Raw genomic sequence first — 12,056 nt, forward strand, 5'->3', positions numbered from 1 at the left:
GTTTTTCGTTGATATCAGCATTCAAACGTCCGTTCCCCTTGCGCATGGCGCAGGTGCAGTTTCCTGAATGACGCCACGGAATCCGACTTGGACCAGAGGCCGCAATAGCCGTGAATCGCTTTGGGCGCATGATGTTCAAGAACGATTTCACCGTCCACGGAAGCCGAAATGGATTGCGCCGCAATGCTGACGCCGAGGCGGTACCACTGGTCTGGATTGAATTCCATGACCGCCCTGTCCAGTTCCTTGTGGCGGCCTTGTTCGAAGACCAACAGTACCGCGTTGTTTTTCAGCGCATCGATGCGAAAGACGAAATAGTTTCCCGCATTGCGCAGTCCGAATGCCAGGCCGGCGGCCATGTCGATGCATCCGGATTCGCAGCGGACGGCGACCTCCAGTTCACCGTTGGAGAAACGGCTGTCCTTGGCGATGGCCAGGGGAAAATAGGAATAGGCCTTGATGGTTTCCAGAAAGGAGTGGTAGCCGTCTCCGGTTACCCGCCCCAGAAGACAGGCCAGTCCGGATGAAACCGGATCAACCATTCGGTTTCCGGTCTGTCGGCAAATCGTTTCACCCTCCTCTTCATGGCGGGACCAGTGCCCTTCCCGGACGTAAAAATTCCTGATGCCGTCATCAGGCGTGTGGGCCAGGAAATCATAATCCCCGGCGAAAAACATCCCGGCCAGCCGTTGAACGTCCTGTTCATCCTTCAACGCCACGTCCAGCAATCGGCTGCATCCCAGCAGCCGCCCCATCAGATCCAGCTTTTCCTGCACGACCAGCGCATCATGGCCTTTCAATACGGCCGTGATGAAATCCCCCTTCATTTCCGTTCGGAATTCCAGCCTCTCCAGGATCTCGGCCAGCAGAAGAACGCGCAGCGACTTGCCGAAGTAGCTGCCTGCGCCTCCGGAAAACTGGAATGAAACATAATTCCGCGAACCCTCGTCCGTGCAGAGCGCGTCCAGGTTGGCGTAGTGATACCCGAACTTGGCATTCAGGTTCAGATAGTCCTCGGCCACAAGAGCAAAACTGTCCTGGCCAACAACCTGTTGCGCATGGCCCAAAGCGCCGCTGGTCATCAATGCAGCCAGATTGCGCGGCGACGGATCCACCGTGCTGGACCAGTTCAAACCGGGATGGGTCAGACCGTTCCAGAGTGCCCGCAGGGGAACGGAGCGGATGTCGTCCGGGGTTGCGACGTCGCAGTCGGTCAGCCCTTCCCGCAAGCCGCCTCCCAGGTCGATCAGCCGGATGCGCAGCGGAATATCCGCCGCCAGCACCGCTGCGGGATGCCGATCATGGGCCCCCCGATCCTCGGAAAGGGTGAACATTTCGGTGATGCTTTTTTCGTGCAGATAGCGGATCACATCGTGAATGGTGCGGCAATTTTCCGGCGTGAATGTTTCGGATTGAGGATCAAGGAGATGCAACGGGGTGATCTTTTCCAGGATGTTTTCCAGACGATGCTGCATGGGCCCGTGCATTGCCCTTCCCGGACTCATTTTTTTGGCGGCATCCACCCATTTCTGAATCCGGCCCCGGTAGATCGTGGTTGTTCCGGCATCCATGGTCACTTCAACCCCCTGCTCAATCCGCGCCGCGGCCTCCTTGGCGTCCACAATGGCCGGAACCCCATATTCCCGCACCACCGAAGCCAAGTGGCTGCCTACCCCTCCCGTCTCCGTGACCAGGCCCTGGATGCGTTGCATGTACCGGGCATAGTCCGGCGATGCATTCCGGACCACCAGAATCGCATTCTCCGGAATTCGATCCATCTCCGCCGGATCACGAGGGATGAACGCCTTGCCCGCGGCAATGCCCACGGAAGCGGTCTTCCCGGCGCTGAGCAGGACCGGATGCGCCGCGTCGTCAATCTTAGCCCTGGAGAACTGTGCGCTTTGCACGACCTTCAGGGGCCGGGACTGCAGCAGCAACATGCGGCCCTGTTGGTCCTCGGCCCATTCGATGTCCTGGGGAGCCTGAAAATACTGCTCCAGCCGGATCACATGCCTGGCCAGATTTCGGATGAGAGCATCGGAGATCGCCGGCTTATCCCGGAGGTTCTCGTCCACGTCCACGAGTTCCGTACCGCCGTCGGCCTTCAAACGAAGCCGGCGTGTCTTGCCGACAATCTCCCGCCGCACGATCGAGAGTTCCTTCTTGTCCACGACGTAGACATCCGGTGAGTTCACCCCGCTCACCAGCGTCTCCCCCAGCCCCGGGACCGCGAAGATCATCACGACGTCCGGATCTGAGGCATCTGCCCCGTCTGACTCGGTGGAGTCCTTTGCACCGGACTGCTCACGCTGCTCGCCGGCCGGATTCACGGAATAGGCGACGCCGCCGGCTCGAGCATCCACCATGGCCATGATCAACGCGCACATGGGAGTTTCATCGTCCCCGAGCTGGTTGTGCAGGCGGTAGGCTATGGCTCGGGGACTGTATTTTCCGGCCAGAACCTGCCGGTAGTCGGCCAGGATGTTTTTCCTGTCCACACCCAGCACCGAGACATATTGCCCGGCAAAGGAGATCCGACCGTCCTCGCCCACGGCGCTGCTGCGCACTGCCGCCAGGAGTCTGCCACCCTGCCGTTTTTCCAAATCCCGGCAGGCGTCCTCAATTTCCTCAGCCAGCGACCGGGGAACCTCGGCTTCCAGAATGGTCTGCCGCAGGTTTCTGCTGACATCCTCCAGAGCGCCCGCCGCATCCGGATCGAGTCCGTCCAGGGCTTCCCGAATGCGCTCCTGGAGCTGATTCTCACGCATGAACAGTCTGAAGGCCTCGGCGGTAACAACAAATCCCGCCGGAACGGGTATATCCAATTGGGAGGCCATGATCCCAAGATTGGCTGCCTTGGCCCCGGTAAAACTGATCATTTCCGAAGTCACCGCCCGCAGGGGCAGCACAAGTTCCTTGCGTCTTGCGGCAAGAGGCTGCAACTCCACCAGGACCTCCCTGCCGATCCGTTCCACCAGTTGCCGCAACGGCGCGTACTTGTCGCCGCCCAGGGCCTCCATGGACGAGACCATGGCTTTTACGGAAATGAGCAGCCTGCCCAGGTATTCATGCACGTCCACCGGCCGCAGGGACCAACCGCCCCGGTAGGCCTGATCCACTTCGGCCATGGCTTCCAGGGCATCGGAATTATGGGCCAGAAACTCCTTGAAAAGATCGTACGACCTGGCATGGTCCGAAGCCGGATCAGCCAGCGGTCGGCATGATTTTCGACGTGCTGCCACGTAAAACTCCTCTACTGCTCCCCCCCGCTCCTTGGTCGCTCAAGTCGCAGAAGATCGCCAAGGAAAACATTTTGTAACTACTCACCAATGGCCCTGGTTCAGATGCTGGAAACACTGGGAGCGCCGCACCCCAGTGCGGCACGTAACTTACGCCGGAAGAAACGCATCTACCAGAATTCGTCAGACCCAGGTCCAGGTTCAGACTTGGCCAAGGGAATTTGAGCCGGCATTTCATCCGGCCGTCCCATGACAAGACGTGCCGCACTGGGGTGCGGCGCTCCCAGGTGAAGAGGTGCCGTCGGAGCACAATTATGGCAATGCACGGATATGTGCTGAGTAGACACAACATTTCAAAGTTGCCTCACCCCTGCGGTATGACAACGAGCATTGCCGCCAGGCGAAAATCTTGCTTCTTGGCGGCCCCTGCGCCTCGAGCGAAGCGGGCGGTTCAATTTCAAAAGCATGCTCCAGCCGGATGCACCGACTCTTGCACCAAGCTCTGCTACGCCATGTCGCGCATCGAACCGAAAAATGCCTCCTGATCCCAGTCGGAACCAAGCATGGTCCCAATCTCGACGAAAAAGGAGTCCCAGCCGGAAATTTCTCCGAGCTTCGAGCCGTTCTTGAAAACCTTGAACCGTGTCCCTTGCGGGCACTTGGTCATGTTGATCTCCACGCTGGTTCCGGAAGGCATCTGCTCGGTCCAGTGGGCGGACCAGGAGGTGCGGTCTCCTTCGGTCTTTTTGTACTTCTCAAAAAACGCTTCGAATATCCTGACGATTTCTTCACGATCCATAGCCTCTCCTTTGTTGCCGCCCAGACTGATCCACACCCCAGCCTCTGTCTATCAAAATCGAAATCGAAATCGGTATCGAAATCGTAAACGATATCACAATAGTTTCATTATCTTTTTCCGATTTCGATTGCGATTGCGATTTCGATTGCGATTGTGATCATGCACGGAGACTTGGCATTGTTATCAGGATCGCAATCGAAATTGAAATCGAATATTTCTGGATGTTTCCATAAAACAGGCGCATACTCAAGGCTTCAACGTGTCCTAATTTCAGCGATCGGGAGAAAGACTGCCATGGAAACAAAAGCCTGCGTCGGCTGCGGTTGGTGCTGCCTGACGGACCAGTGCATGGAATCGCACCGCAAACACGGGTACATGCCCCGCTGCCCGGAAGTCTTCTGGGACCCGTTTCAACAGCGGTACCAGTGTTCCATGATGTTGGACCCGGTCCAGGGTCTCGCCTCCCGCAAGGCCCTGCTCCAGGGAAAGGGGTGCTGCGCGCCGCTGAACCCCTGGCGAGATGACGTGCGCAACCGAGATCATCAGCCGATTAGCCCATGGGAGGCGACCGAGTCGCCTGAGAAAACTTCAACCAAAGGATGAACAATGAAACAATGCATTGCCGCACCGAACGCCCCAAAGGCGATAGGTCCTTACTCCCAGGCGGTACGGGCAGGAAACATGCTCTTTCTTTCCGGCCAACTGCCGCTTGACCCGGAAACCATGCAGTTTGTTCCCGGCGGCATCACCGAGCAGACCAGGCAGGTCCTGACAAACGCCCGAGCGATTCTTGAGGCCGCCGGTGGCACCCTGGACAACGTGGTCAAGGCCACGGTTCTGCTCAAGGACATCAATGACTTCGCCGCAATGAACACAGTCTACGCTGAATTTTTCACGAAAGATCATCCGGCTCGTTCCACCTTCCAGGTGGCCAAACTGCCGCTGGACGCGCTGGTGGAGATTGAATTGGTCGCGGTGATTGAGTGAGCTGAAATATCAAGCAGCAGGCTTGTGACCATGCTGAGCGTGCGGGCAGCCGGAAATTTTGCGATTCATCCGGCTGGGGCGCATTTTCAGGAAATTGAACCGCCCGCTTCGCTCAAGGCAAAGGACGCCAAGGAAAATATTTTGGAAAGCAGGGAAAGAGCTGCTTTCCAAAAGGATTGCCACTCCCTGACGGGAGACAAAAAAATCGCCGCCAGGCGTGAAGCCTTTTGACTTCCGCATCTTTCCAGCGGAAGTCATAAATTTCTTTTTGGCGTCCTCCGCGCCTTGAGCGTAGCGGGCGGTTCAAATTATTTATCTTTTACCCCGGCACATGCGCTTGAAACGGATGAGCCGGAATTATCCCAAGTTCATTCCAAACCGGCATCTCCTGTTTCCGCAGGACGGAACCAGGCCAGGTATTCCTGGTTGCCTTTGGGCCCCAGTATTTTGGAGGGGACGATTCCCCGACAGACCAGCCCCAGTTCGTCATGAGCAAATTTGGTCACGTCTTTCAGAATCTGTTCACGGAGCAGCGGATCACGGATCACTCCCCTCTCCCCGGCTCCGGGATCGGCTTCGAACTGCGGCTTGATCAGCGCAAAAATGTCGGTGGAGGGTTTGCAGAAATGCAGACATGGAGGCAGGATCAGACGCAGGGAGATGAAGGAACAGTCCGCAGTGATCACATCTACGAGTTCGGGCAGCAGATCCGGGCCGGCGTGGCGGAAGTTCACCCCTTCCAGGTTGACCACCCTGGAGTCCTGGCGCAGTTTCCAATCCAGCTGGCCCTTTCCCACGTCCACGGCGTAGACCTTGAGTGCGCCGTGCTGCAGCAGGCAATCGGTGAATCCGCCGGTGGAGGCCCCCACGTCCAGGGCAATGCGTCCTTGGATGTTCACGGCGAAATGCTCCAGGGCCGTGAGCAGCTTTTCGCCGCCCCGGCTGACGAACCGCTCGCCCGCCACAACCCGCAGCTCCGCGTCCGGCGCCACGCCCTGACCCGGCTTGCCCACCGGCCGCGGCGAACCGTCTACAACGCAGCTCACCCGGCCAGCCATAATCAGCCGCTCGGCCTTTTCCCGGCTTTCCACCAGCCCCTGCTCCACCAGCGCCAGATCCGCCCTGATTTTCCGTCCCAATGCTCCCCTCCCTGGCTGTTATTGATTGCATGGATGCGATACGGTTATCTGTTAATGGGGATGGTTCCATTCAATAGGAGAAATGGCTGAAACTTTTACGGGCACCCTCATTAATTTGTCATTTTTTCAATTGAACCGCCCGCTTTGCTCAAGACGCCAAGGACGCCAAGAAAAGATTTTGGAAAGCAGGGAAAAAGCTGCTTTCCAAAAACATTGCCCCTCCCTGCCGGGAGGAATCAGAAACGCCGATAGGCGGCGAGTCTTTTGGGTTCCGCATCTTTCCAGCGGAAACCAAAATTACTTCTTGGCGTCCTCCGTGCCTTGAGCGAAGCGGGCGGTTCGATTCTGAAGAAGGTTTCGAGGGCCATGGGCGGCCTTTGCTGGGAACGCGAGGCTCTGCACTCGCAGTTCTTGAAGAGCGGGTACGGAGCCCCGCGTTCCCGGGGTTTTCGTATCCGGCGCTGCTCCAGGGCCAGAGGGAACCGTCACTGTTCAATGTCTTGGCTTTGGTGTCAATTGAGCATATCTTATGCCAATGACCAACTACACATCCCTTATGCCCGATGCGGTGACGGTTGTCCGTGAAGCCGGCGAGATGCTCATGCGGTTCTGGCGCGAGCCTCGGGAAATCCGCCACAAAGGACGTATCGACCTGGTGACCAGCGCGGACATCGCTCTGGAGAAGCTGCTCAAGGAGCGCCTGGAGTCGATTTTGCCCGGCGCGGGTTTTCTTGCCGAGGAATCGGCCGATGCCGACGATCTGCAACGCACTCTCACAGGACCGACCTGGATCATCGACCCTCTGGACGGGACGACGAATTTCGCCCACGGCATCCCGTTCGTGGCCATTTCCGTGGCCCTGTGGGACGAAGGCGAGGTGCAGCTCGGGCTGGTGCACATGCCCGTACTCAATGAATTGTTCCATGCCGCGCGCGGCCATGGCGCATTTGTCAACGACGTTCCGATACACGTCTCCAGCACGCGGGAACTGGAACAGGCCCTGGTGGCCACGGGTTTCCCCTATACCGTCCGGGAACGGATGGAGCCCATTCTGGCCTGGATGGAAATCATGCTGGCCTCGACCCGGGGCATCCGCAGAGCCGGTTCCGCGGCCTGCGACCTGGCGTATACGGCCTGCGGCCGGTTCGACGCCTTCTACGAACTCGATCTGAAACCCTGGGACGTGGCCGCGGGCTGGCTTCTGGTCCAGGAAGCCGGAGGACTGGTCAGCCGAATCGACCAGACCCCCTTCGACCTGCACGCTTCCTCCATTCTGGCCGGCAACAGCCTGATTCATGCCAAAACGGCGGAAGCGCTGGCGGAGTATGGAGGCAATTTTTCAGGCGGCAAAGGATGATCTTGCGCCATGCAAGTCGCCCGTCTCACCCACGAAGACCTTTCCGAAGTGGCCGAACTGGAAGCCCTTTGTTTTGCCGCTCCCTGGTCGCTGCAGCAGATCCGTTCCGGATTCGATTCGGAATCGAGCTGCATTTTCGGAGTGCGCAAATCAGGCGTCCTGGTCGGCTATATCAGTCTTGTGGTCCTGCCGCCGGAAATGGAAATCCTGAACATCGCCGTTCATCCGGACCACAGGAGGCGGGGATTGGGCAAAGCCCTTGTCGGAGCAGCGCTGGAACATGCCCGCGCCGAAAATGTCGAAAACTGTTTACTCGATGTGGATGAAGCCAACACCGCGGCCCTGGGACTCTACGAATTTTTCGATTTTTGCCGGACGGGACGAAGACGGGCATACTACCGCTTTCCTTCCGGCGCCAGGGACGCAATACTCATGCGGTGCTCGCCTTGATGAACTCGCCGGCAGTGCACGAAACAGAACAGAGGAGGAAACCATATGAGCATGCGATTTTTGAAGGACATGGACGTCAAGGGAAAACGTCTCCTGATCCGGGTGGACTACAATGTGCCCATTGACCAGGGGGTCATCCAGGAAGACACCCGCATCAAGGCCAGCCTGCCCACGCTGAAGCTGGCCCTGGACCAGGGGGCTTCCCTGGTGCTGTGCTCCCACATGGGCAGGCCCAAGGGCGAAGCCGTGCCGGAACTGAGTCTTCAGCCGATTGCCCGGCGCTTGTCGGAACTGCTGGGCCAGGATGTGGCCATGGCAAAGGATTGCGTCGGGCCGAAAGTGGAGTCCATGGCGCAGGCCCTTCAACCGGGACAGATCCTGCTGCTTGAAAACCTGCGCTTTCATGCCGGCGAAACCAAGAACGATCCGGATTTCAGCGCCAAGCTGGCCAAGTTGGCCGAAATCTACGTCAACGACGCCTTCGGCACCGCGCACCGGGCTCATGCGTCCAATTCCGGAATCACCAAATTTATTCCGTATTGCTGCGCCGGGTTGCTGATGCAGAAGGAATGGGAATACCTGGGCCAGGCCCTGGCTGCTCCCAAACGACCTTTCGTGGCCGTATCCGGAGGGGCCAAGGTTTCGGGGAAGATCGGAATCCTGAACAATCTCCTGGACAAGGTTGACCGTCTGATCATCGGCGGCGCCATGGCCAACACCTTCATCAAGGCCCAGGGCTACCCGGTCGGCGCCTCCCTGGTGGAAAACGATCTTCTGGACACGGCCCGGGAGATCATGGACAAGGCCAAGGAACGCGGCGTCGACCTGCACCTGCCCGTGGACTTCATTCATGCCGCCGGCCTCAAGGTCGAACAGGCCGAGGGCATTTGCGGATACCAGGAAATTCCTGAAGGTCAGATGGTCCTGGACATTGGTCCTGTTACCCAGGCCCAGTTCACGGAAGTCCTGGAGGGAGCGGGCACGGTTGTCTGGAACGGCCCCATGGGCGCTTTCGAGAACCCGGCCTTTGCCTCCGGATCGATGCACATGGCGAAGATCGTGGCTGAATTAGCCGAGGTCAGCATCGTGGGCGGCGGTGATACGGATGCCATGCTGCACGCATCCGGAATGGCGGACAAGATCAGCTTCATCTCAACGGGTGGAGGCGCGTTTTTGGAATTCATGGAAGGCAAGGATCTCCCAGCCTTCAAAGCCCTCAAGGAGTGCAAGTAATGAGCAGTCAGCCAAGAACTTTGATCGCCGGCAACTGGAAGATGTACAAGACTGAAGGACAGGCCGTTGAACTGGCTGCCGGCCTGGTTGCCGGACTCGCTGACGCCTTGCCCCCGGAGCGGGAACTCCTGATCCTGCCGCCGTTCACGGCGCTCAAGACCGTGTCCGAGAAACTGCGTGGCCGAGAGCGCATGTTCGTGGGAGCACAGAATTTCTATCCGTCAGAGGAAGGCGCTTACACCGGTGAAATCGCCCCGTCCATGCTGGCCGACGCAGGATGCACTCATGCTCTGGCCGGACACTCCGAACGCCGCCACGTCATCAAGGAATCCGACAGGTTCATTGCCCAGAAGGTCGCCTTCGGCCTGCAGGCCGGACTGCACATGATCCTGTGCATCGGCGAAACCCTGGACCAACGCACCCACGGCAGCATGGAAAACGTGGTCAAGGGACAACTGCGTCTCGGGTTGGCCCAGGTGAACAAGGAAACCGTCACCCCGGAGCAGCTCACGATCGCCTACGAGCCGGTCTGGGCCATCGGTACCGGAGAAACGGCCGAGCCCGAGGACATCCTCTCAGCCCATGCCGTTGTCCGAAAAACCCTTGAAGAGCATTTTCCTCATTGCGGCAATGGGATACGCATACTTTACGGTGGAAGCGTGAAGGCGGACAACGCCGCTGCGATTCTCGGCCTTGACAATGTGAACGGGGTGCTGGTAGGTGGGGCGAGTTTGCAGGTTGAAAGCTTTACAGCCATTGCCACGGCTGACTGATATACGAAGGAGTTTTAATTTTGAGTACCCTGATCATCACCATTCACATTCTCGCGTGCATTTCCCTGGTCGTCCTGATTCTGCTCCAATCGGGCAAGGAAGGGATGGGCGTCATCTTCGGCGGGGGCAGCAGTTCCGTCTTCGGCGGCGGCGGCGCGGGCGGCCTGCTCAAGAAGCTGACCATCAGCGTTGCAAGCGTCTTCCTGATCACCTCGCTGAGCTTCACCTACATGAGCGGCCAGCGAACCGCGGAAGAATCAATCATCCTTGACATTCCCGGCGACATGCTGCAAGTTCCGTCCGCTCCGGGGACCATCGAACAGCAGATCCTGACGCCCCGCGAGCCCGCCGACTCCAACGCCCCTCAGCAAGGTCCGACCGAGTCGCAATAGTTTCAAAAAGCCGAAGTGGTGGAATTGGTAGACACGCCATCTTGAGGGGGTGGTGAGGGAAACCTCGTGGGGGTTCGAGTCCCCCCTTCGGCACCAAAAGACAATCCGAGCCCGACCGGCTCAACACAAAAGGTCAATAGATTTTAAACGAGGCTGGACAGATTGTCCGGCCTCGTTTTTTTTTGTCTTTTGACATCCGGGTTTGCCTGGCCGAGGAACTGGAAGATGCTCAGCATGAACCGGCCCCTGCCCTGCCTGGACGGTCTTGCCATCCAGCAAGCCGTCCGGTCTGATCTCCAAGCTTATACCTTGATCACCACCCCACCTCAAATCCCGCCAGGAATCAGCAGGTCGATCCGCAACAGTCCCAAACCTGGCCGTGACCCCGATTGATCTGACCGTCCCGCACTGCTATCAACCGGGAGTGAAGCATCGTCATGGCCCCCGCGCCCTTGTGCATCGGACACAACACCAACAGTTTCACGACATCTCTCGGGCTGCCAAGAATTTTGGCAGTTGTGCCAACGAAATGGCCGCATACACAACCAATATAGGCTGACGCTTTCTGCAACGGCTAGGAATTTGGTGTTTCTGTTCTGGCATGTATCGTGCTCAATAGATGCAAGACCATTACGGTCCACCATCAACAGGAGAAAAAACCATGAAGAAGCTTTTCGCGGTTGCAGCTATGGCGGTTATGCTCTGCATAGCTGGGCTGGTCATGTCCGGCGAAGCCCAGGCCCAGAGGTTTGTGGACTATGGGGACGGTACAGTGATGGATACTGCAACCAATCTGATGTGGACCAACAATGCCAACCCGTTCGGCAGATTGAATTGGGATGACGCCATGTCCAGGTGCAGCTCTTTCAGCATCTCCGGTATTGGCGGCTGGCGGCTGCCGAGCAAGGACGAGCTTTTAATTTTATACCATGCAATGAGTGGCGGACATCCCTTTACCGGGTTCCAGTCGTCCTCCTACTGGTCCAGCTCGACCTACGAGGACGGCCATGACTTCGCGTGGTTCGTGAACATGAGCCACGGCAGCGTGGATCACTACCGCAAGATCGACATCACCTACGTATGGCCGGTCCGCGCCGGACAGTGAGGTGATTGGAACTTTGGTCATTCCGTTCGGATTACTTGATCCTTCAACCAACCAAGGAGACTGGAAATGCGTAAACTGTTTTTGACTGCTTCCCTGGCCCTGCTGTTCATGGCAACGCCCAACCTTCACGCCGCAACCGGCACCTACATCGACTGCATCCACGGCTGCCCCGACCTGATCGTCTGCACCAACTGCTGCAACCAGACGTTCAGCAGTATCCTGGCGACCTGCAACGCAAACCGTGACAATTGCGAGGCCCTGTGCCCTCCGGGGAACATGGATTGTCTCAACGCATGCATGATGGCCAGGAACGATTGCCTTAAGCAGGACACGCGGGTTTTCGATTGTCCGCACTGGAAGGCTGGCGGTCCGCAGCCGGGTTTGACGAAGACACTGGGTTTGAGGAAGACATCTGAGTGCAGGTTTTGTCATGAGGATGATCGTTAGGTTCCTCGATGAAATGACTCTTTAACGGGACGGGGGTGGCACTGGGGCATCCCACTCTCCCCGCTCAAAGCCGCCTGTCCTTTTCGGGATCGGCGGCTTTTCTGTTTTTTGGATCGTTGTTCAGACGTCTCAAAC

At 58.0% G+C, this 12,056-nt stretch carries 13 protein-coding genes and 1 tRNA gene; 11 read left to right on the forward strand and 3 right to left on the reverse strand.

The annotated features are described in order from the left end of the window. Nucleotides 1-14: 14 nt before the first annotated feature. Nucleotides 15-3,242, reverse strand: a complete 3,228-nt coding sequence (locus tag BLP93_RS08145; RefSeq protein WP_092119786.1) for a PEP/pyruvate-binding domain-containing protein — start codon at nt 3,240-3,242, stop codon at nt 15-17. 502 nt (nt 3,243-3,744) lie between these two features. Then, nucleotides 3,745-4,038, reverse strand: coding sequence for a hypothetical protein (locus BLP93_RS08150; RefSeq protein WP_092119789.1), 294 nt, complete (start codon nt 4,036-4,038; stop codon nt 3,745-3,747). Between the two features lie 294 nt (nt 4,039-4,332). Here BLP93_RS08150 and BLP93_RS08155 point away from each other — a divergent pair, with 294 nt between their 5' ends. The 3 genes from BLP93_RS08155 to BLP93_RS08165 are packed head-to-tail and all read left to right on the forward strand — an operon-like array spanning nt 4,333 to nt 5,256. Further along, nucleotides 4,333-4,641, forward strand: a complete 309-nt coding sequence (locus BLP93_RS08155) for a hypothetical protein (RefSeq protein WP_092119792.1) — start codon at nt 4,333-4,335, stop codon at nt 4,639-4,641. 3 nt (nt 4,642-4,644) lie between these two features. Next, a complete protein-coding gene (locus BLP93_RS08160; RefSeq protein WP_092119795.1) occupies nt 4,645-5,025 on the forward strand; it encodes a RidA family protein in 381 nt (126 codons plus the stop codon). 24 nt (nt 5,026-5,049) lie between these two features. Then, nucleotides 5,050-5,256: a hypothetical protein gene (locus BLP93_RS08165; protein WP_092119798.1), complete on the forward strand. Its 207-nt coding sequence runs from the start codon at nt 5,050-5,052 to the stop codon at nt 5,254-5,256. A gap of 137 nt (nt 5,257-5,393) precedes the next feature. On the opposite strand, the gene BLP93_RS08170 is transcribed toward BLP93_RS08165, so the two are convergent. Next, nucleotides 5,394-6,164 carry a TlyA family RNA methyltransferase gene (locus BLP93_RS08170; RefSeq protein ID WP_092119801.1) on the reverse strand — a complete coding sequence of 257 codons (771 nt, stop codon included), beginning with the start codon at nt 6,162-6,164 and terminating at the stop codon, nt 5,394-5,396. 535 nt (nt 6,165-6,699) lie between these two features. On the opposite strand from BLP93_RS08170, the gene BLP93_RS08175 reads away from it, so the two are divergent. The 8 genes from BLP93_RS08175 to BLP93_RS08210 all read left to right on the forward strand — a co-directional run bounded on the left by BLP93_RS08175 (nt 6,700) and on the right by BLP93_RS08210 (nt 11,921). Next, nucleotides 6,700-7,521 (forward strand): inositol monophosphatase family protein, encoded by an 822-nt coding sequence (locus BLP93_RS08175; protein WP_341844795.1) that lies wholly within the window; start codon nt 6,700-6,702, stop codon nt 7,519-7,521. Between the two features lie 9 nt (nt 7,522-7,530). Next, the gene (rimI, locus tag BLP93_RS08180) at nt 7,531-7,971 is read left to right on the forward strand and encodes a ribosomal protein S18-alanine N-acetyltransferase (protein ID WP_092119806.1); all 441 of its coding nucleotides are present in this window, start codon (nt 7,531-7,533) and stop codon (nt 7,969-7,971) included. Nucleotides 7,972-8,016: 45 nt separating this feature from the next. Next, nucleotides 8,017-9,204: a phosphoglycerate kinase gene (locus BLP93_RS08185; RefSeq protein ID WP_092119809.1), complete on the forward strand. Its 1,188-nt coding sequence runs from the start codon at nt 8,017-8,019 to the stop codon at nt 9,202-9,204. Next, a complete protein-coding gene (gene tpiA / locus BLP93_RS08190; RefSeq protein WP_092119812.1) occupies nt 9,204-9,977 on the forward strand; it encodes a triose-phosphate isomerase in 774 nt (257 codons plus the stop codon). Before BLP93_RS08185 ends, tpiA begins: the two co-directional genes overlap by 1 nt. A gap of 20 nt (nt 9,978-9,997) precedes the next feature. Next, nucleotides 9,998-10,369: a preprotein translocase subunit SecG gene (gene secG, locus BLP93_RS08195; protein ID WP_092119815.1), complete on the forward strand. Its 372-nt coding sequence runs from the start codon at nt 9,998-10,000 to the stop codon at nt 10,367-10,369. A 9-nt stretch (nt 10,370-10,378) separates the two neighbouring features. Beyond that, a tRNA-Leu gene (locus BLP93_RS08200) sits at nt 10,379-10,465 on the forward strand. Nucleotides 10,466-11,030: 565 nt separating this feature from the next. Beyond that, nucleotides 11,031-11,474 (forward strand): Lcl C-terminal domain-containing protein, encoded by a 444-nt coding sequence (locus BLP93_RS08205; RefSeq protein WP_161946243.1) that lies wholly within the window; start codon nt 11,031-11,033, stop codon nt 11,472-11,474. Between the two features lie 66 nt (nt 11,475-11,540). Next, a complete protein-coding gene (locus tag BLP93_RS08210; protein ID WP_092119821.1) occupies nt 11,541-11,921 on the forward strand; it encodes a hypothetical protein in 381 nt (126 codons plus the stop codon). The last annotated feature ends 135 nt before the right edge of the window (nt 11,922-12,056 follow it).

The organism is Desulfonatronum thiosulfatophilum, from assembly GCF_900104215.1.
Taxonomy (GTDB): Bacteria; Desulfobacterota; Desulfovibrionia; order Desulfovibrionales; family Desulfonatronaceae; genus Desulfonatronum; species Desulfonatronum thiosulfatophilum.

Coding starts and splice junctions, on each gene's coding strand:
- tpiA (WP_092119812.1), top strand. CDS start 9,204: ATGAGCAGTCAGCCAAGAACTTTGATCGCCGGCAACTGGAAGATGTAC.
- BLP93_RS08185 (WP_092119809.1), top strand. CDS start 8,017: ATGAGCATGCGATTTTTGAAGGACATGGACGTCAAGGGAAAACGTCTC.
- BLP93_RS08150 (WP_092119789.1), bottom strand. CDS start 4,038: ATGGATCGTGAAGAAATCGTCAGGATATTCGAAGCGTTTTTTGAGAAG.
- BLP93_RS08155 (WP_092119792.1), top strand. CDS start 4,333: ATGGAAACAAAAGCCTGCGTCGGCTGCGGTTGGTGCTGCCTGACGGAC.
- BLP93_RS08175 (WP_341844795.1), top strand. CDS start 6,700: ATGACCAACTACACATCCCTTATGCCCGATGCGGTGACGGTTGTCCGT.
- BLP93_RS08210 (WP_092119821.1), top strand. CDS start 11,541: ATGCGTAAACTGTTTTTGACTGCTTCCCTGGCCCTGCTGTTCATGGCA.
- BLP93_RS08205 (WP_161946243.1), top strand. CDS start 11,031: ATGAAGAAGCTTTTCGCGGTTGCAGCTATGGCGGTTATGCTCTGCATA.
- rimI (WP_092119806.1), top strand. CDS start 7,531: ATGCAAGTCGCCCGTCTCACCCACGAAGACCTTTCCGAAGTGGCCGAA.
- BLP93_RS08160 (WP_092119795.1), top strand. CDS start 4,645: ATGAAACAATGCATTGCCGCACCGAACGCCCCAAAGGCGATAGGTCCT.